At 58.6% G+C, this 19,472-nt stretch carries 15 protein-coding genes; 7 read left to right on the forward strand and 8 right to left on the reverse strand.

The features are described 5' to 3' along the window. Nucleotides 1-4: 4 nt before the first annotated feature. Entirely contained in the window at nt 5-1,609 is a 1,605-nt protein-coding gene (locus VO84_RS21345) for a DUF3300 domain-containing protein (protein WP_058189792.1), read from the reverse strand. A gap of 314 nt (nt 1,610-1,923) precedes the next feature. Between VO84_RS21345 and pruA the strand changes: the two genes are divergently transcribed. Continuing rightward, a complete protein-coding gene (pruA, locus tag VO84_RS21350; RefSeq protein WP_058189793.1) occupies nt 1,924-3,516 on the forward strand; it encodes an L-glutamate gamma-semialdehyde dehydrogenase in 1,593 nt (530 codons plus the stop codon). Between the two features lie 91 nt (nt 3,517-3,607). Here the strand turns inward: pruA and VO84_RS21355 are convergent, their stop codons facing one another. The 3 genes from VO84_RS21355 to VO84_RS21365 all read right to left on the reverse strand — a co-directional run bounded on the left by VO84_RS21355 (nt 3,608) and on the right by VO84_RS21365 (nt 6,278). Further along, nucleotides 3,608-4,420, reverse strand: coding sequence for a family 1 encapsulin nanocompartment shell protein (locus tag VO84_RS21355; protein WP_058189794.1), 813 nt, complete (start codon nt 4,418-4,420; stop codon nt 3,608-3,610). Further along, nucleotides 4,413-5,498 carry a Dyp-type peroxidase gene (locus VO84_RS21360; RefSeq protein WP_058189795.1) on the reverse strand — a complete coding sequence of 362 codons (1,086 nt, stop codon included), beginning with the start codon at nt 5,496-5,498 and terminating at the stop codon, nt 4,413-4,415. Before VO84_RS21360 ends, VO84_RS21355 begins: the two co-directional genes overlap by 8 nt. Nucleotides 5,499-5,600: 102 nt before the next feature. Further along, nucleotides 5,601-6,278: a response regulator transcription factor gene (locus VO84_RS21365; protein WP_058189796.1), complete on the reverse strand. Its 678-nt coding sequence runs from the start codon at nt 6,276-6,278 to the stop codon at nt 5,601-5,603. A 374-nt stretch (nt 6,279-6,652) separates the two neighbouring features. Here VO84_RS21365 and VO84_RS21370 point away from each other — a divergent pair, with 374 nt between their 5' ends. Both VO84_RS21370 and VO84_RS21375 read left to right on the forward strand, forming a co-directional pair. Next, nucleotides 6,653-8,317 carry an FAD-dependent oxidoreductase gene (locus VO84_RS21370; protein ID WP_058189797.1) on the forward strand — a complete coding sequence of 555 codons (1,665 nt, stop codon included), beginning with the start codon at nt 6,653-6,655 and terminating at the stop codon, nt 8,315-8,317. A gap of 161 nt (nt 8,318-8,478) precedes the next feature. Next, nucleotides 8,479-9,957: an ATP-binding protein gene (locus VO84_RS21375; RefSeq protein ID WP_058189798.1), complete on the forward strand. Its 1,479-nt coding sequence runs from the start codon at nt 8,479-8,481 to the stop codon at nt 9,955-9,957. Nucleotide 9,958: 1 nt separating this feature from the next. Here the strand turns inward: VO84_RS21375 and VO84_RS21380 are convergent, their stop codons facing one another. The 3 genes from VO84_RS21380 to VO84_RS21390 all read right to left on the reverse strand — a co-directional run bounded on the left by VO84_RS21380 (nt 9,959) and on the right by VO84_RS21390 (nt 12,113). Then, complete coding sequence (locus tag VO84_RS21380) at nt 9,959-10,456, reverse strand: DM13 domain-containing protein (RefSeq protein WP_058189799.1); 498 nt, start codon at nt 10,454-10,456, stop codon at nt 9,959-9,961. Nucleotides 10,457-10,513: 57 nt separating this feature from the next. Then, the gene (locus tag VO84_RS21385; protein WP_197414152.1) at nt 10,514-10,948 is read right to left on the reverse strand and encodes a DM13 domain-containing protein; all 435 of its coding nucleotides are present in this window, start codon (nt 10,946-10,948) and stop codon (nt 10,514-10,516) included. Between the two features lie 85 nt (nt 10,949-11,033). Beyond that, nucleotides 11,034-12,113 carry a lactonase family protein gene (locus VO84_RS21390; protein ID WP_058189801.1) on the reverse strand — a complete coding sequence of 360 codons (1,080 nt, stop codon included), beginning with the start codon at nt 12,111-12,113 and terminating at the stop codon, nt 11,034-11,036. Between the two features lie 309 nt (nt 12,114-12,422). On the opposite strand from VO84_RS21390, the gene VO84_RS21395 reads away from it, so the two are divergent. The 4 genes from VO84_RS21395 (at nt 12,423) to VO84_RS21410 (ending at nt 15,644) form a co-directional block, all read left to right on the forward strand. After that, nucleotides 12,423-12,989 carry an RNA polymerase sigma factor gene (locus VO84_RS21395; RefSeq protein ID WP_082662257.1) on the forward strand — a complete coding sequence of 189 codons (567 nt, stop codon included), beginning with the start codon at nt 12,423-12,425 and terminating at the stop codon, nt 12,987-12,989. Next, the gene (locus VO84_RS21400) at nt 12,986-13,699 is read left to right on the forward strand and encodes an NrsF family protein (protein ID WP_058189802.1); all 714 of its coding nucleotides are present in this window, start codon (nt 12,986-12,988) and stop codon (nt 13,697-13,699) included. The genes VO84_RS21395 and VO84_RS21400 overlap by 4 nt, the downstream gene beginning before the upstream one ends. Nucleotides 13,700-13,872: 173 nt before the next feature. Continuing rightward, nucleotides 13,873-14,748: a flagellar motor stator protein MotA gene (gene motA / locus VO84_RS21405; RefSeq protein WP_058189803.1), complete on the forward strand. Its 876-nt coding sequence runs from the start codon at nt 13,873-13,875 to the stop codon at nt 14,746-14,748. A 35-nt stretch (nt 14,749-14,783) separates the two neighbouring features. Beyond that, the gene (locus VO84_RS21410; protein WP_082662258.1) at nt 14,784-15,644 is read left to right on the forward strand and encodes a flagellar motor protein MotB; all 861 of its coding nucleotides are present in this window, start codon (nt 14,784-14,786) and stop codon (nt 15,642-15,644) included. Nucleotides 15,645-15,698: 54 nt separating this feature from the next. Here VO84_RS21410 and VO84_RS21415 read toward each other — a convergent pair whose 3' ends face one another. Beyond that, entirely contained in the window at nt 15,699-19,451 is a 3,753-nt protein-coding gene (locus VO84_RS21415) for a TonB-dependent receptor (RefSeq protein ID WP_231738140.1), read from the reverse strand. Between the last annotated feature and the right edge of the window lie 21 nt (nt 19,452-19,472).

Consider the following 19,472-nt stretch of genomic DNA (forward strand, 5'->3'; position numbering starts at 1 on the left):
TGCCTTAGCGGTGATGCCCGCCGTCGCTGCTGTGTCCGCTGGAGTGACTTTCCTTCGGAGCCTTGTACGACTGCATCTTCGGCATCTTAGGCTCTTTGTATTTCGACTCCTTGAAGGACTGCGTCTTCGGCTCTTTGTAGCCGCCTCCGCCCCAGCCGCTGCTCTCACGTCCACCGCCGTACGCCTGCGCTCCGCCGCGATCCTGCTTAAAGTTCGGCGCCGCATATGTCATATTTCCCGGCCTGCTCGTATTTCCGTAGCCGCCCATATATCCACTCGGTGAGGCCGGACGCGTCCCCTGCGGAGCGAGTGTCCTTGGCGCATAGCCATTACTCACCGGCCCTCTATTCCCGGAATCCGGACGCGCAGCCTCCGGCGCACGATTGAACGCCTGCTGTTGCGAAAACGCGGGCTGCTGCGGTCTGTTGTTGTTCATCCATCCCTGCGGCCGCACCGTGTTGCCACCGAACCTGTCGCCCCCAAAGCCCGCGCCGCCATGCACCGCAATCGGCTGGTGGTTATACCCCTCGCCAAACCCGGCCCGCTGCGCCTGATATGAGGCCCGATACGAACCCGGATAAGCTCGCGGCATATATCTCGGCCCGCCGTGCGGCAGTCCCCAATCGCGCACAGATGCGCTGTGCGTGTAGTAATCCGAGTGATGGAAGGTCAGAGCGTTGAAGAGCCAATCCAGTCCCCACGCAACCAGCCCAAAGGGAGTATGGTTAAACGCGCCCAGCGCAAAGCTAGCCAGAAACTGCAGCCCGCCGCCGCCATAGCCCGCGCCGTAGCCGCCATGGCCCCATCCGCCTGCAACCGCCCCCGCCAGCGTACTTAGAATCCCCGTAAAGGAAAAGCCCGGATACGGCTGCACCGGCGCGCCATACACCGCCCACGGGTTATACGTCGGTACATACACCACATCGGGATTCGCTGGCTGCAACGCAATATATCCGGGGTTCTGCACCACCTGCATCTGCGGAGTGTTCGTTAGTGTTCCGGCTTGCTGGGCGCGCATCCGCATCACCTGCACCGTCTGCAGCACATCCTGCGGCTGGTTGTAATAGGCATTGCCCAGCGCCGTGGCCCATTGCAGGTTTCCAGCCAGCATATCCAGAACCTGCGGATAAGCCGTCAGCGCCTTGATGCTCGGGTCCCACATCGTCTGCGCGCTCGCCCCGGCTGCCACCTGGTCCGGGCCGGAATATCCCATCGTACGCACCCACTGGTCCGCCGCCGCCAGTTGCGCCGGGTAAGTAGCCCCGGCCAGAATTTGCGCCACCAGCGCATCCGGGTAAAGCGCAATCGGAGCCACCAGCTGCTCCAGCTGGTCGGGAGTCACTGCCTGCATCGCAGCACTCTGCTGCCCATAACCATCCTGCGGCTGAGGCGCGTAACCCTGCTGGTCTGCATAGTTCTGCGGCTGTTGAGATTGCGGCTGGGAATACTGGGGCTGAGGATATTGAGGTTGCTGAGGGTATTGCGGCTGCGCATAACCGCCGCCCTGTGGCGGATATCCCTGCGCCACCAACGGACTAGCCGCGAGAGAGACCAAGGCAACAATCAGAGCGCCGCCAGGCAGACGCATCTTCGGGGAAAGGGATTCCATGCTTCCTCCAGGCAGCGCGGACGCGCCGCTTACTGCCTTCCCTTGCCCGCCCGCTTCTTGCGGATCAAGCAGGGCTCAATTCAACCTTGGGGACGCACCAATAACAGACTCACGCCCCCTTCATCCCGGGGCAGTTTCGCCGCACAGATGAATGCAATGTCAATCCAGACCCTGTCCCACCCTATTAGTTTCGTTTTGGGAAGAAAATTACGGAAATTCGCCCTTAGACGCCGCTCTTCGCAGCCGGCTTACCGTCTCTTCGCCGTCAGTCCGGTGTCCCCGTTCCACACTTTTCGGACTACAATCAAGAAGCCATGGCAACCGTAACTCTCTCCACCAAAATTCAGCCGCGCTCGCCCCAGGGCGAGTTCCGCAATGAGCCTTTCGTCGACTTCAAAACCCCCGACAACGCCCGCTCCATGCGCGCCGCGCTCGATCACGTGGCGCACCAGCTTGGCCGCGAGTACGACCTCGTCATTGGCGGCGAACACCTGAGCACCCCAGGCAAAATCCAGTCGCTGAATCCCGCCAAGCCCGCGCAAATCGTCGGCATCCACCAGAAGGCTGGCCTCGAACACGCCGAGCAGGCCATGACTGCCGCTCTTGCCGCCTACGAAACCTGGAGCCGCACCACCGTCGAAGAACGCGCCTCGCTGCTTCTAAACGCCGCCGAGATCATCCGCCAGCGCAACTTCGACTTCTGTGCCTGGCTCACCTACGAAGTCGGTAAAAACTGGGCCGAGGCCGACGCCGACGTAGGCGAAACCATTGATTTTCTTGAGTTCTACGCCCGCGAAGCTCTCCGCCTCGCACAGGCCACTACCCCCATCCAATACCCCGGCGAGCGCAACCAGCTCCTCTATATTCCCCTCGGCGTCGGCGCGGTCATTCCCCCGTGGAATTTCCCCTTCGCCATCATGGCTGGCATGACTGCCGCCTCCATCGTTGCCGGTAACACCGTCATCCTCAAGCCCTCCAGCGACTCGCCAACCATCGCCGCCAAGTTCTTTGAGGTTCTCGAAGAGGTCGGCCTGCCACCCGGCGTGGTCAATTTCTGCCCCGGCTCCGGCGCCACCTTTGGCAACGCCATCGTGCAGCACCCGAAGACTCGCTTCATCGCCTTCACCGGCTCCAAACCCGTCGGCCTCGACATTCACGAGCGCGCCGCCAAAACCCAGCCCGGCCAGATCTGGATCAAGCGCACCATCCTCGAAATGGGCGGCAAGGATTCCATTCTCGTTTGCGCCGATGCCGAACTGGACGCAGCCGTCGATGGGGTCGTCGCCTCGGCCTTCGGCTTCAGCGGCCAGAAATGCTCCGCCTGCTCCCGCGCCATAGTGGAAGCTCCCGTTTACGACATCTTCGTTGAGCGCGTCCGCGAAAAGGTAGCTAAGCTTACAGTCGGCAACCCGGTAGAGAACTTCAACATGGGCCCCGTGGTCAACAAGGCTGCGTATGAGTCCATCCTCGGCTACATTGAGCAGGGCAAGCACGAAGGCCGTCTTGTTGCCGGCGGCCATGCCGTCGAAACCGCGGACGGCGGCTATTTCCTCGAGCCCACCGTCTTCGCTGACATCGCCCCCGGCGCCGTCATTTCGCAGGAAGAGATCTTTGGCCCCGTCCTCGCCATCATCAAGGTCTCGAGCTTTGAAGAAGGCCTGGCTGTCGCCAACAACACGGAATACGGCCTCACCGGCGCACTCTACACCAGTGATAAGGCCCGCCTCGACATCGCCCGCCGCGAATTCCACGTCGGCAATCTCTACTTCAACCGCAAGTGCACCGGCGCAATGGTTGGCGCGCATCCCTTCGGCGGCTTCAACATGAGTGGCACCGACTCCAAGGCCGGCGGACCGGATTATCTCTACCTCTTCACGCAAGCCAAATCCGTCGCCGAGAAAATTTAGCAGGAATCCTCGGTGCGTATCGCAATCATGTACGGCCACTGCCAATCCCTTGGCAGTGGCCGTAACTTGATGCGCTCGACTTGCCAGCCGGTCAGGAAGATTTTTGTGACGGGGATAATGCAACACCTGCTTCCGTGGTGAGCACCCGAAAGACAAACGTCTCCTGAAGATACAGCTGCACGGCGGAATCGGTATGGCTGAGATAGCCGATCGAAACATCCTGTCCGATATTGAGTTCGAAGTCACCGCCTCGAGTCGTCAGAACAAACGCGCCTTCAATCGCGGGCGCCCATATCAGGTTGCCGTCCACAATGCGTTTTACGTGCTCAAGCACGGGATATCCGTGATCGCGGGTTTCGGCCAATGCCGTGTATTCGTCGGCTCCCAGCACAACAGAATAGGGTCCATTCACACCCACCAGACGCAACTGGCTCAGTGCATGGGCAACTGCATCCGGATAATCCCGTACATCGGAAGGCAGGGTCTCGATGGGATTGCTGGTGCTTTCCCGAATGCCCTGAATATTCGCGTCTTGGTATCCGTTGAAGATCGCCCGGTCTTCCGCAAAGGCGAGTTTCTTTGCGGCGTCCTTCGCAGGCTGCCAGTCGGAGTCCTCGGAACCGCGTTCAACGTCATCGATGGTCTGACGCGACAGTTCAAACGGAACCCGCAGTTCCACCAGTGGTTTCACCTCACGCTGTCTCGCGAGAATGCCGTCCGCAGGAGCGGAGATGGATTTGAGATGCCCGGTCCCAACACCGGGAAAGCCGATCCCTCCCGGTGTCGGAACGTCCACAATGCGTCGCCCTGCCAGATAGCGCTTCAGCGTTCTGGTCGTCTCTTCCTCAATCTGCGCCCATGCTGCGTCAGAAATCGGCGCAAGTTCCCGATGGAGGTTATTCATCTTTCTCTCCCCGTAATGATCCTATTTTGAGTGAAGTGTCGTGTACGGCAGCCGGTTTGGATGTCGGAGCCGATGAAGTTGACTCGTCGGATGGCGCTTTAGTGTTCTGCGCCGCGTTCGGTGCATCTGGAGTGACGCTGTCGAGGAATGTCCCCGTAGGTACGAAAAACAAGCCGCCTGTCACAGGATGGCTAAAGTCGAGAAGCCGATCATAATTTCCCGGGGGATTGCCGACGAACATATTCTCAAGCATTTTTTCGGTAATGCTGGGAGTCCTGCAATAGCCGATAAAGTAGGTCCCAAACTCGCCGTGGCCCGGACGTCCAAACGGCATGTTGTCCCGCAGAATCTGCAGCTGGCGTCCATTCTCCTCAATGTTTGTGAGCGCATTGTGCGCGTAGGCCGGCTTGTCCGCGTCGCTCAATTCAATGTCTGAGAGCTTGCGGCGGCCAATGATCTTTTCCTGCATCTCGACAGGAAGCGAGTTCCACGCCTTCAAGTCGTGAAGATACTTCTGCACGATGACATAGCTGCCGCCCGCAAAGGCCGCGTCCTCGCTGCCAACGATTGCCGCGTCGCGTGCCACATCTCCTCGTGGATTCTCCGTGCCGTCGACAAAACCCATTACATCGCGGTCGTCGAAGTAACGAAAGCCATGTACCTCGTCGGCCACGGAAACCGTGTCTCCCAGGCTATCCATGATCTGCGCGGCCAGTTCGAAGCAGAGATCCATGCGCTTGGCTCGAATGTGAAAGAGAATGTCACCCTGCGTAGAAACGGCATGGCGGCCTGCGGAGCGAATCTCGCGGAATGAATGAAGCTCGGCAGGGCGAGGCGCTCCGAAGAGTTTATCCCAGGCATCGGAACCGAATCCGGCGATGCAGGTAAGACCTGCCTCGACATCGCGAAACTCCACTGCGCGAATCAGCCCGGATAGTCCCGCGCAGAAGTCGCGTAGTTCTGCATAAGCATCTTCATCCTGGCGAATGCACAACACCAGGAAGATCGCCGACCGCGTAAGCGGACCGATCACATTCTGCGGAAGGACAACCTCATTAAGCTCGCTGGGTGCATCCATTCCTTCAATCGTAATCTACGTTTGTGCTTATTTAGCATCGCGTTGGCAGCGCCACTCAGAGGTCAAAGCGAAACCGCCCGGAAAGCGCGTTCCGCCTGCCTTTTACGCTACCGCCGTGGACTGCTGTTCCTCGGCTTCGAGCTTGCTACCCACCTCTGCCGCGGCCTGGGCCAGCACGCGATGGTGAATCGTAAACAGCGCCAGCTCCAACCGATCGCTTACGCCTGTCTTGTCGTAAATTGACCGCAGATAGTTCTTGATCACCTGCTCGGTAGTCTTCAGCCGGATGGCAATCTCGCGGTTCTTGCACCCCTGCACGATCAGAGCGACAATCCGCATCTCCTTTGGCGTAAGGCGATCGCGCACGCGCCGTCCCACCGCGTCCTCATCATGCGACTCAGCAACCACAAGCTGCGGAGGAACCCAGGTGTTGCCCCCTGCCACACGCCGCACGCAATCCACCAGAGCCTGTCCTGTCACGGAACGGAAAACCACGCCCTTGAATCCCTGCTGCATATACTGCGCCGCAGTCTCGTTGTTCTCCGCAATCACGACTCCGCGACTGCCCGCTTCCTCCAGCGATCTTTTCAGCAGCGACATCTCAGGTTTGAGCGATGCTGAAAACAGAACCACCGAGCCCGGGAACGTCGCAATCGCATGAAGCAGCCTGTCCATGTCGGAACACTGCGCAATGATGCGCAGATCTTCATCCATGGCGAGAACCTTGGCCGTGCCGGCTCGAAATATTGCCTGTGAATCCGCAAGTATGATCTTGGTCATGACGTGTGTCTCATTCCACGTGCCTGGCACAGGCGCTCGCTTGGCATGCTCTTTGGCATACTCATCGCGTCCCCTCGCGCAGCAGATTGCCTAAAACAGTATGGCTGCGGCCCACCGGTTGCTGACAGCGGATGCGCCCCCATTGCACTTTGTATCGACTGTCACACAGAAATCTCTGCCTTGCGTCGAATTGATACACATCGAGCGGTGAAGTAACCCCTTCTCCACCATGTATCGAATGACGTTCTGGTCCGAGTATCTATCTGGAAGATACCAAGGAACACGGCCCTGAGCCAACCAAAAATCCTTCAGGTGTCTTTCATCTGCCAGTAGTACATCCTTGAGCCGCCCATGCTCCCTGTACACTGTTGTCCATGGCACGCCCGATACTCCTTGCTGTAGACGACGACGTACATGTGCTTGAAGCCGTTGTCCAGGATCTCCGCCGTCAATACGGCAACGAGTACCGGATCATGCGCGCTGCAAGCGGACAGGCGGCGCTTGATACCCTTGCCCAGGTGAAGGCCAAAGATGAGCCCCTCGCGCTCATCGTCAGCGATCAGCGCATGCCCGGCCTGACCGGCGTTGAGTTCCTCGAGCGCGCCCGGCTCATCTATCCTGACGCTCGCCGCGTCCTGCTCACCGCCTACGCCGATACCGAGGCCGCAATCCAGGCCATCAACACCGCGCGTATTCATTACTACCTCACCAAGCCCTGGGATCCACCCGAGGAAAAGCTCTACCCGGTTCTCAGCGACTTGCTGGACGACTGGAAGGCCGGCTATCGTCCGCGCTTTGAAGGCCTGCGCGTCATTGGCCATCGCTGGAGCCCGCGCGGCCACCAGATGCGTTCTTTCCTCACCTCGAACCACGTTCCCTATCGCTGGCTGGACGTAGCCAGTGACGAAGCGACCACATTCCTTAAAGAACGCGGCGTCGATTCCACATCCCTCACCTCCGATCAGCTTCCGGTCGTCCTCTTTGCCGACGGCAGCGCCGTCATGGCTCCTACCGCGGAGGCCCTGGCAGAGCGTGTCGGGCTCCGAGTCCAGGCCAGCCAGGAGTTCTACGATCTTGTCGTTGTCGGTGCAGGCCCCGCTGGCTTGGCCGCGGCGGTTTACGGCGCCAGCGAAGGTCTCCGCACGCTAGTCATCGAGCCCCAGGCTCCGGGCGGCCAGGCCGGAACTACTTCAAAAATCGAAAATTATCTCGGCTTCCCTGCGGGCATCACCGGAGCCGATATGGGACGCCGCGCACTCATCCAGGCCACGCGCTTCGGCGCGGAATTCGTCACCCAAAGCGCCATCGGGCTGCGCATTGAAGGCCAGTACCGCATAGTTCAGCTGGCCGACGGACGCTCTGTCTCCACCCATGTTGTCTTGCTGGCTCCGGGTGTTCAATATCGCCGCCTCGATATCCCCGGCTGCGACAATCTCACCGGCTGCGGAATTTACTATGGCGCGGCCCTGGTAGAAGCGGCTTCCTGCAAGGGCGAGGACATCTATCTTGTTGGCGGAGCCAACTCCGCCGGGCAGGCTGCGCTGCATTTCTCCCAGTACGCCAGCCATGTCACCATGCTCGTCCGCGGTCCCGGCCTCGGTGCGACCATGTCCCGCTATCTCATTGACGAAATAGAGCGAACTCCCAACATCATCCTCAAGCCGCACACGCAGGTCGTCGAAGTCATCGGCACCGACCACCTGGAGCAGCTACGGCTCAGCGGACCGGAAGGGGAGACCGTGGTTCCCGCCACCTCGCTCTTTGTCTTCATCGGCGCAGCTCCGCGCACCGAGTGGCTGCCCAGCACCATACACCGCGATGACAAAGGTTTCCTGCTGGCCGGACCCGACCTCCGCATCGACGGCAAGCTGCCGCCGGAGTGGAAGGAGACGCGAGAGCCATTTCTGCTCGAATCCAGCGTTCCCGGCGTCTTCGTTGCCGGGGATGTCCGCCATGGCTCGGTCAAGCGCGTGGCATCGGCGGTCGGAGAAGGTTCCATTGCCATCCAGTTTGTGCACCAATATCTGGCCGGCTTCTAGGCCGTGCCAGGAAAGCCATTGATTCTTCAGTCTCAGGGATCACTTTTTTGCGTTTTTGGTCGAAAAACTATGCGAAGCTCGTAAGAAATGCTCCAAGAAACTGAATCATTTATGAGAAAACGGAATCAGTTTTAGATGGGGGAATTGCGGAATAGCTCCAAATGAGTGAAGGCAGCCAAACGATTCAGACGGAACATGTTGCGTTGAGGGAGATTGCTCCTCGAATCGCCTGCATTCCCGCTTTCGCGCAGTCCAGTCTCTGCACCGTCTTCGGAGACGAGCAAGTCGATCTCTTCCATGCTCCCGCCGGCACCCAGCTGGTCAAGTCCGGCGAATCGCACATCTTTTATCTGATCGTTCTTGAAGGTAAGCTTCGCGCCGACCGCCTTGAGCAGGACGGCACAGTCACGGTAGTTGGATTCGTCTCACCGGGCGAGGGCTGCGGCGAAACACCCCTCATGCAGGGCAAAGCCTACGCCACCTTTAACATCGTTGCTCACGAAGACTCCGTGGCCGTCCGCTTCACCCGCGAGCAGTTCTGGCAGCTTCTCGCCTGCTGCCCTGAGATCCGCTCCGTCGCCATCCGGGACATGAACAGCCGCCTGCAGGCCTATCAGGTAGAAGCCCTGCATCGCGAAAAGCTTGTCACCCTCGGCACGCTTGCAGCCGGTCTCATGCACGAGCTCAATAATCCCGGCTCAGCTGCCAAACGTGCCGCTGCCACGCTCCGCGAAAACCTCGTTCGGCTGCAGGAGCTGAGCCTTCGCGCCGCCGAGCACCCCAAGACCCCTGAGCAGATCGTCTGTCTGAAATCCCTTCTCGAGCATGCCGTCAGAAGCTGCCGCCTTCAGGCCCTCAGTACCATTGAGCAATCCGAAGCCGAAGAAGCGCTCTCCGAGTGGCTGGTCAACGCCGAAGTTGAAAACGCATACACCATCGGCCCGGTGCTCGTGGAAATGGGCTTTAATCCTGAAGAGCTTTCCTGTGCCCAGCAGGCCTTCGACCCGAAAGCCTTCTCGAACGCGCTCAACTGGCTCGGCTCGCTCGTCTCCAGCTTCTCGCAGGTCTGCGCCATCGAGGAAAGCATCGGTCGCGTTACAGATCTCGTCATGGCCGTCAAGAAGTTTGCCTGGGACGACCGCGCTGTTTCCCGTTCTCTCGATGTCCATGACAGCATTCAGTCCACGCTCACGATTCTCAGCCACAAGCTCCGCATCAAGCACATCAAGGTTGAAAAGCGCTTTGACGCCTCACCGTCCATCATCGAAACTCGCGGCTCCGCGCTCAGCCAGGTCTGGACCAATCTGATCGACAACGCAGCTGACGCGTCTCCCATGAACGGCGCTCTTGAAGTTGCCACCTGGACCGAGCCGGACTGGCTCGTTGTCGCCATCGGCGACCACGGATCCGGCATCCCCAAGGAAGTTATGCCGCATATCTTCGAAGCCTTCTTCACCACCAAGCCACAGGGCTCCGGCACAGGACTTGGTCTTGAAATCGTCTACCGCATCATCACGCAGGGCTTCGGCGGACGCATCGACGTGGAATCTGAACCCGGAAACACCCGTTTCGTTGTCCGCCTCCCTCGCCAGACCGCTCCCGCCGCCGAGCCCCAGCCGGTCCAGGCCGCCACGGCCTGACCTAAAACGCCTCCAGCTTCGCCGTCCCGAAGACCGCCCGAAACCGCTCACAATAAATCGCCACCGTGTCGTACCGCGTCAGGTCCACGTTCTCCGGCAGCCTGTACTCCTGGTTGCCCTCATTGCCCTTGAGCGTGTCCACCTCAATCGCCTGCAGTGCCTGGCCCGGAAGGTTGTTCTTCAGCCCCGGATCGCTCGCCGCCACCAGCACCACATGCACATCCGGACCGTTCGATGTGCTGAAGTCGGTCAGCCGCAGACTCATTGTTCCATTCTCCGCGCGGTATACCGTCGCGCGGCCCTTCGTCTCATGCAAACTGCTGCGCAACAGCCCTGTAAACGCAGGCCGCGCAGCGTCATCGGCGGCAAAAGGCGCCGCCTCATTCACTCGTTGCGTGGTAAATAGCTTCTCTGGCCGGAAGAGATACCAGAATCCCATCGCGGTGGCCAGAATCGCAATCGCCATTACCACCCGATGCCGTACAAGAAACACAAGCATAAAAACCCTTTGCTGGAAGAAATGGCCGGTGCCTCACAGCACCGGCCATGCTCATTGTTAGAACTTCTCAAGCGGCGCGGCCCCGAATGTCGCATTGAACCGCTCACAATAAATGGCGACTGTCTTGAACTTTGCCAGATCGGTGCCCGTGGGAATCTCATAGTTTTGATCCCCCTCGTTGCCCTTCAATTTGCCCAGTTCCACGCGCTCCGTCATGCTGCTCAGAAAGTTCTGGTTATCCTCCGCATCTTTCGCGGCAATCAACAGCACATGCACATCCGGCCCGTTTGAAGTTTTGAAGTTCGTCAGCCGCAGCACCATCTTGCTGTCCATGTCCTTGTAGATCGATGCGCGACCGCTTGTGGCGTGAACCTGCCCGTGAAATGTTCCCGTCGCAACCGGCTCCGACTTCTGCATGGAGCTCTGCCCAAACGCTGCCGCAGTTGCCAGCAGCAACACACCGGCCATCGCCATCTTCCGAATCCCGTTCATATTCCTCTCGCTTTCTTCCTTTGCGGAGAGCATCGCTCCCGCGGTTCAAACTGCATAAGGTTGAACTGCGCTGCTGCACAACGCGCTATTCGCTGAACGCCACGCCGCTGAAGCCAGCCGCTCCAATCGAAGGCGAAGTCGTCATCCCCTTCAGATCTCCGCGCTCATCAATCGCAAACGTCGCTACATGCGCGCCATCGGCAGATGTATAGATCACAGCCAGCCATTTTTGATCGCGGGAGACAGCAATATCCGTCGGCGACCCCGGCAAGGGCACGGATTTGTAGAACGAGCCGCCCTTTGCATCGGTGAAGAAGATGGAAACAGCCTGTCCCGGCGAGTTCCCTGCGTACCAGATGCTCAGCGGCCCCTTCGCCAGCCAGCAGGGAGCATTCGTCGGATAAGCCGGCATCGGCCCGGGAATCGGAAAGATCTCCGCGTCCGCATTCATCAGCGCCAGGCTATCCACGCTGTGTGCCGGATCGAACCCCAGCAGATTACCCCAGAACGCTTCGCCAAGCGGAGTATTGTTCGCATCCTCGGGCAGCGTAACAACATTGCTCGTCCCATTCAGCACGCCGCCTTCATGCGTCAGCGGAAGCTGCAACACCGATCCCGATGTCATCGTCACTGCCGCCCACGTCTTGCCCACCGCGATCTGCGCCGCCGTATTGTCCGGCAGGCTCACCGCGCCGCCATCTGGATAACCCTCCGGCCACGCATAGCTCTCGGCACAGTTCGCGCCCACTACAAACAGGTGCTCACCGCTCAGCGCCACAGAGTCCGGCTTCGCGCAGCCGGACGCAAGCCGGATGCTCCCTTGGACGCCAATCGCATTGCCTCGCCGTACCAGCTGGCTCACTGTGTTCGAACCGTAATTCGCCACTGCTCCAAGGTCGCCCTGGAACTGCAGAATTCCAGCGTTGTTGCTTGCGCCTCCCTTGCCTCCCGTAGGCAGCGTGTATTCCAGTTTCAACGAAGGGTTCTGCCCGCCCTTGAGCGCAAACACAGCCACCTCGTTGTGCTGTGTGTTGTTCGTGCTCGTCAGCACAAATGTGCTGCGCTCCTGCGCGCCGGCTGCAACAGCCATTCCGCACGCAAGCATCACCGCTGCTGAAAAAACACTGCGCCACGGCGCACGCATCTTGAGTCCTTGAGAATTCATCGCACTCTCCTTGAAGTTAAGCCTGAAAATTTGGCGTTGATTGGATTCCGCTCTCTCCAGCACTCCAGACCGTGAGAGAAGTGGACCTGTTTGTACTCGGATGTTCGCTGCGCAGACGCGAAAGGTTACGCTCAAGCGCAGAATTCGTGGAGAGATAAAAATCTTTAGAATTTCGCTCAGACCCATGTAACTTTTCTATCGATCTGAGCGAATTCAAGAAGGATGGGGTCGGCAGTCTGCTAGGCTTCAGACGGCGGATGATCGAACGGCGTCCGTGCTGATTACAGTTGCAGGAAGACGATCCATCGGATGCATCAGGAAGACAATCTCGAGATGCTTATGGCCCGCTATCAACAGGGCGACCTTTCTGCTGCGTCGGCGCTTATCCATCGCGTGAGTCCTCAGTTGCATCGTTTTTTTACAGCGCAATCTCTCAGCCGCACCGACGCCGATGACCTCTTGCAGGAGACATGGCTTCGCATTCATCGCGTCCGCCACACCTATCGTTCCAGCGAACCGGCTCTGCCGTGGTTTTATGCCATCGCACGGCATATTCGCGTCGATCACTACCGCAAAGCGATCCGCATATCCACGCGGGAGCAAAGACTGGAAGTAGAGCCCGTGCATGCAACGGCCGATCATGAGCCGTTTGCGAAGGCCAATAGCTTGGCGACTCTGCTTGCCCCGCTCTCCCCTGCGGAGCGCGAAACCGTCGTCATGCTGAAGGTGACAGGAATGTCCCTTGAAGAAGTCGCGCGCGCCACCTCTTCTACCGTGGGATCGGTGAAACAAAAAGCCCATCGCGCGTATAAGAAACTGAGAAATCTTCTGAGTGCAACGCCGCAAAGCAGCCGGCAGAGAGGAGAGCAGTCGTGAAAGATAACGAAATCGACAATCTCCTCCAGGCGGCAGGCGCATCGCATGAGCCTGATTCCGGCCTCAATTCCGATGTGCTCAACCACATTACGGCTACCGTTCAGCAATCGCTCAAACCGGTTCGTCCGCTGCCTGCGCGCTGGGTGTTCGTCGCGGGACTGCTCCTCATTGGATTCGCCGTCGCAATTGCAGGCGCTGCCCGCGCCGGCTTCTTCGGAATCGAGCAGATGTCTCCCTGGCAACGGCTGCTCATCTTCCCCTCGCTCGGTATCCTCGCCGTCATCGCCGCTGGCGAATTTGCCTCCGCCATGATTCCCGGCCGCCTGCGCCGTATTTCCTCTGGGGCACTGCTCGCAGTCGCCATCGTGGCGATGCTCGCTGTCTTTGCGCTCTCTTTCCGCGACTATCAGACCACCAATTTCGTCTCTGCCGGCGTCGCCTGCCTGCTCCGTGGCCTGCTCCACGCCGTTCCCGTTGCGTTATTAAGCGGGCTCCTGCTTCGGCGTGGCTTTGCCGTCAAACCCGTCTCCGCAGGCTTGGCCGCAGGCGCGCTCGCAGGCCTGGCGGGGCTTGGCGTTCTTGAACTGAACTGCACCAACTTCCAGGCGGCACATGTCCTGATCTGGCACACTGCGGTCGTACTCGTCAGCGCAGCCGCAGGCGCACTGATTGGCTGGGCACTCCATCTGCTACGGTCTCCGCGCGCATAACGCGCCCATCCTGCTCCCAGCATTTCCCTTGTCCGTGGACTCCCTGAAGTTACTTCCGGAACTGCCGATAGATGCGGAAAGGGCAAAGAGTCCGCGTCACAGTGAAATTCGGATAGCGTCCGGATCATTCTGGGGCCGGATATCTGTCTGTCTGCGCTGCTTGGGAGGCGGTTATGTTCGCCATTATCGGCATTCTGGTAGTATTTTGCGCCGTTCTCGGCGGATATCTCATGGAGAAGGGCCAAATTCTGGTCCTCCTCCAGCCTGCGGAGCTGCTCATCATCGCCGGAGCTGCTGCCGGCACGGTTCTGGCAGGCAATCCTGTGCATATCCTCAAGGGAATTGTCTCCGGACTCCTCAGCGTTCTTCGCGGCTCGGGCCTGACCTCGAAAACCTATCTCGCCACGCTCAAAATGATGTACCAGCTTCTCAACAAGGTCCGTAAAGAGGGCCTGCTCAGCATTGAAGCCGACATCGAAAAGCCCGAAGCCAGCGCTTTCTTCAAGTCCAATCCTGAATTCCTCGCCGACCATCACGCCCGCGACTTCGTGTGCGATACCCTCCGCGTCGGTCTGACCGGCGGAGTGGAAAGCTTCGACATGGACCAGATGCTCGAGCTCGATATGGAAGTGCATCACAAGGAGGCGCAGCTGCCTGTAACAGCGCTTTCCAATGCGGCCGACGCCCTGCCAGGCCTTGGCATCGTGGCTGCGGTCCTCGGCGTCGTCATCACCATGGGCTCGCTCGGCGGACCGGCTGAAGAGGTGGGCAAAAAAGTTGCCGCCGCACTCGTCGGAACATTTCTGGGAATCCTGCTCTGCTATGGCCTCTTCGGACCAGTCGCAGCTCACATGTCCAAGATCTCCGATGAGCACCACGCATATCTCCATGTACTGCGCGTCCTGCTGATGGCCTTCATGAAAGGCTCTGCACCGCTCATCGCCGTGGAGATGGCCCGTCGAGCCATCCCTGCCCGCGTTCGCCCCAGCTTTGACGAGATGGAAAAACATTGCAAGGGACAGACTGCGAATAAGGCCATCGCGGCCTGACGCACCTGGAAACCTGACGCGTCTGGAGAGAAGACATGACACCTGTGCCGCCCGCAGCCCCATCCCGCACGCAACCCATCATCATCAAGCGCAAGGCGGTCCACCATGGGCACCATGGCGGAGCCTGGAAGGTGGCCTACGCCGACTTCGTCACAGCTCTCATGAGCCTCTTCATCGTTCTCTGGCTCACCAGCCAGAGTTCCAAAGTCAAAGAAGCCGTCGCGGGCTACTTCAATGACCCTCGCGGCACCTCAAACCAGCTCGGCACCACCATGAAAGGCACCGGCGTCCCGGCACCCGTGCCAGCCACCGATCTCAACGCGCTCAAAGATCGCCTCATCCAGGAGATCAAGGCCAGCAAAAACCTGGAAAAGCTCTCCAAACAGATTGAAATTACCGTCACGCAGGAAGGCCTGCGCATCGAGCTGCTCGAAGGCAGCAACGCCACCTTCTATGAGAGCGGCAGCGCACACTTGAGCGACAACGGCCAGCAATTGCTTGCCTTGCTCGCCGGCGAGCTGAAGACTCTCCCCAATCATCTGCTCATCGAAGGGCACACCGACGCCGCACAATATTCCACCGGCGCGGAGTACACCAACTGGGAGCTCTCTGCCGACCGCGCCAACTCCGCCCGCCGCCTGATGCAACAGGATGGCGTCCGTGGCGATCAGGTGACCCAGGTTCGTGGTTACGCCGACCAGCTGCTCCGCGTCCAGTCCAATCCCTACGACCCCTCGAATCGCCGAGTCACTATCCTGGTGAAAAACGAGGCCGGAGCTCCGGCTCGGCTGCCCGGAAGCAACAGCCCAAAACAACAGCCGCCTCCGCAACCCGCTCAGAAAACAGCTTCCGCGGCACCTGCTCCCAGTCAGCCCTCAAAGAAAACCAGCAAATAAAAATGCCGAAGCCGCATACGCCGCTCCGGCATTTCTGTTGATATGAGTTACACGCTAGAAGTCGTAGCGCAAGCTGAACTGCATACGGCGGGGCGCCGTCAGCAAGGAACTCGCAACACCCAGGTTGCCGCCCAGCAAGCCTGATCCAATCGATGCCGGATCGAAGCGGACTGTGTTTGTCACGTTGTAAACCTCCCAGGCAAATTTGAGCCCGCCCCAATCGCCAAGCTTCCAGTTCTTGGCCAGTCCGGCGTCGATATCAAAGTAGCCGTCGCCGCGGAAGTTGTTCCGTTCGCCCGCTTCTCCGGGATACGGGAGCCGCTCAGGAGTTGCCCCATTTTTGATGCCAGTGTTGATGGCTGCGGCATTATCGAAGAATTGCGGCTCGCCATTCTCATCGAAGTGGCGACGCATCTTGATCGGCCCAGTCTTGACGCCGAAACTCTCCTGCTGCCAATCGGTTGTGAAGCCCGGCTCAAAGAGCGTGAAGGGCAGACCGCTGGAGACGCGGCTGATGCCTGAGAGCTGCCAGCCGCCAATGAATGCATCCGTCAAATTACTGGCGCCTCCGGCAAGCATCTTTCCACGACCGAACGGGAGTGCGTACACCCAGTCGATTGTGAGCAGATGCTTCGTATCGAAGTCGGAGATACCGCGGTTCAAATACGGTTTCCAGGTATTCATAATGCTGGAAAACGAGTTGGTGCCGGAGAACTCGGTATTGCGCTCTGCATCCGAGCCCATATCGATGGACTTGGATAGCGTATACGCAACATCGAGTTGTAGACCGTGGCTGACCGGATGACGCAGCACTACCTGCAAAGCGTTGTAATAGCTCATGCCGATGGTCGAAAGTGCATAGAGCGAGGAGAACTGCCCTTGCCAGAAGTGCGGTTGCCAGTTGGCCGGCGCAGGATAGAAACCTTCAAGCGGCCCGTAAAAGTCGAGATCGGACAGGGACGTTGTAGCACCGAGGTTGTAACGGTACGGTGCCCACTCGTTGTTGTAGACCGCCTGGGTAGCGCTTTCACCGGGGTAATCATAACCTTGCATGAACGAGAAGACATCTTCATAGTACTGAATCGTCGGCACGTTCACCACAGAGCCAGTTCCGCTGCTGTTCACGCCGTAGTTGCCTTTATTGGTATCGACCAAAGCCGAAAGCTTTCTGCCTGCGGTAAAGTAGTCGCCTCCACCCTGCGGATCCACATAGTTCACCGGCTCCGCGAGGTCAAGCTGCTGGATAAGATGACGCCCCAGCGTGCCTACATAATCCGTTTCGAGCGTGAACCCTTTACCGATCTCACGCTGGACAGAAAAGTTGAACGCTTCCGAATATGGGGTCTTCAACTTGCTGTCGATGCCCCATGTGATTGCAAATCCTTCCACGGGGCCAGTGGGCGGCGAATATGGAAATACCGCGTTTCCCGGAAACGCGCCGTTGCTGAATGGAAGGGCATTCCGCGCCGTATAACGCGGCGAATCTTCCGAGCCATAGGTTGCAGCCGGGTTGGTGATGGCAGTGGTAAGACCGAAGGCGCCGTTCTGGTCAAAAATGTTGATCAGCGACTGGCCGTAGTGATTGTAGAAGATACCAGCACCAGCGCGGATCGAGGTCTTTGAATCCGGTGCGTACGCAATGGCTAAGCGCGGAGCGAAGTTGTCCTTGGACTTAGGCCAGAAGCCTGGCTTGCCGTAATACGGGCCTGCAGGCGCAAACGAAAGTTGAGGCTCATAAATCTGGCCCTGCTGCGCTTCAGATTCACGCTGTAGGTACCAGGTGTGTGTATCAATAGTAGGAGTAACCTCCTGCCCGCTGGTTTCCCAGGGCGTTTGCAAGATGCTGTGGCGAAGTCCGACCGTGATGGTCAAATTCGGCATGACGCGCCAGGCGTCCTGCACATACCACTCGAATTCATTTGCGCTGAAGTGGCGCGTAAGATTTGCGCCGTCTGCCAGAAGCGTGCCTGAGCTACCGTTTAGCTGGTAGTTATAAACGTTTGTCACTGAAGGAACTGTGCCTACCAGATTCGCATAGGCAATCACGTATGAGTTTGAAAAGCCGTTATCAACGGGGTCTAGGCCGAGAACCTGATCCGGCGCGGGAGGGTTTCCGCCCAGCCAGTAAGGGTTCGAACTACCACTATTGAATGAGGCTGCGTTGGAGATGCGGTTCTGATGAATCAGCCGCCAGTTACCGCCAAATTGTAGCGTGTGATTGCCCTTAGTCCATGTCAGATTGTCCACGATGTTATTCACCGGAACCCAGCTAATGGTAGAGCGGGTCTCAGCAGTAGGGGTCGCTAGAAAGCGGAAATCGACATAGTCGCCGGAGCCTATGCCGCGAGTGCTGTTACCTTGGCGGACATAACCATAGCGGACGTCATTGATGAGGTTCTGCGTGATCGTCCATGTGTCGCCGGCAATAACGCCCTTGCTGTTGTCTTCAAAGTAGCTGGACGGCCCTTGACCTGGAAACTGCTCCGTAGCCTGCGTGGTGTCTTTCTGCAGGTCCCCGCGGATAAAGATGCGATGCCGCTCGGACGGGGTGTAGTCAAGACGTACGATCGATGTATTTTCCGTGATTGGGTTAGGCGAGGAAAAAGAATACGAGCCCGAATTCAGTCCGTCGCCTTCGGTAAAGCCATTGGCTGCAGGCATCGACTGAAAATAAGCCAACGCGTTCGGATTTGGGCCCGGCGGTGGCGGGTACCCGGCAGTATTGCAAACCTGGCATCCCCCGTCCAGTTGTGCAACCTGGTTCGAGCTGAGCGTGACATTCTCAATGGCTCCGCTCGATGAATCTCCCTGATAGATAAGATTGCCTTGCTGATAGGACGATGTGGGAACGGTTTGCGTGACCTGAGTATTTTCCGCAATCCGTTCGGCCTCGTAGTTTGCGAAGAAAAAGAGCTTGCCCTTCTTGATTGGCCCGCCTGCGTCGGCGCCAAAGATATTACGAATCAACTTACCGGGAATGTTTGGCAGGCCGCTGTTGATTTCCCCCTGCTTATTGAACCAATTATTGGCGACCGTGATAGTGGGCCGGTTGTACTCGTACAAAGCCCCGTGATATTTGTTTGTCCCGGACTTAGTCACCAGGCTCACCTGAGCACCGGCAGAGCGGCCCTGGTCGGAGTTAGCATTCGCGGTAGCCACGCGGAATTCCTCTACTGAGTCTTGCGTCTCGCGCAGAACGCCGGTAAACGCGTAGCCGTTCACCTGGTCGTTATCGTCAACGCCATCCATCGTCACATTACCCTGATCAGAGCGGACGCCATTGACTGCACCACTACGGCTGTCATCGTTGTTCGGCAGATACAGTACGCCGGGCTGCAGTGAAAGCAGGTCAGGAACGTTGCGCGTCTCCGAAGGCAGCGCTTGAATGAGTGCATTGTTTGCGGAGCTACCCAGCGAGGCATCCGTAGTATTCAGCGTCTGCGCCTCAGCCGAGACATCCACAGTAATAGTGTTGGCCTGGACAGAAACTGCAAAATCAATCGTAGCTGGCTGGTTCACCAGCAGTTCCGCCAGCTTGCTCTGGTCGGAGAATCCCATTGCGCTAACAGTGATCTTGTACTTCGCCGGTGGGATCTGCGCAAACTCATACAGGCCGGCTGTATTCGCTGTGGCTGTGTAGGTGCGGCCCGCGTCTGCATCGGTGATAGTGACCTTGGCGCCAGGAACCAGTGCGCCGCTTGGATCCTTAATAACGCCACGAAGTGAGGTGGCTGCGCTTTGACCGAATGCAAGGGAAGTCGTCGAGAGGATGCAAAGAAGCATCCATCCCAGAAGGGATCGTTTCACGTCAGTTCCTCCAGAAAATCC

It is taken from the genome of Occallatibacter gabretensis, assembly GCF_001449115.1.
Taxonomy (GTDB): domain Bacteria; phylum Acidobacteriota; class Terriglobia; order Terriglobales; family Acidobacteriaceae; genus Telmatobacter; species Telmatobacter gabretensis.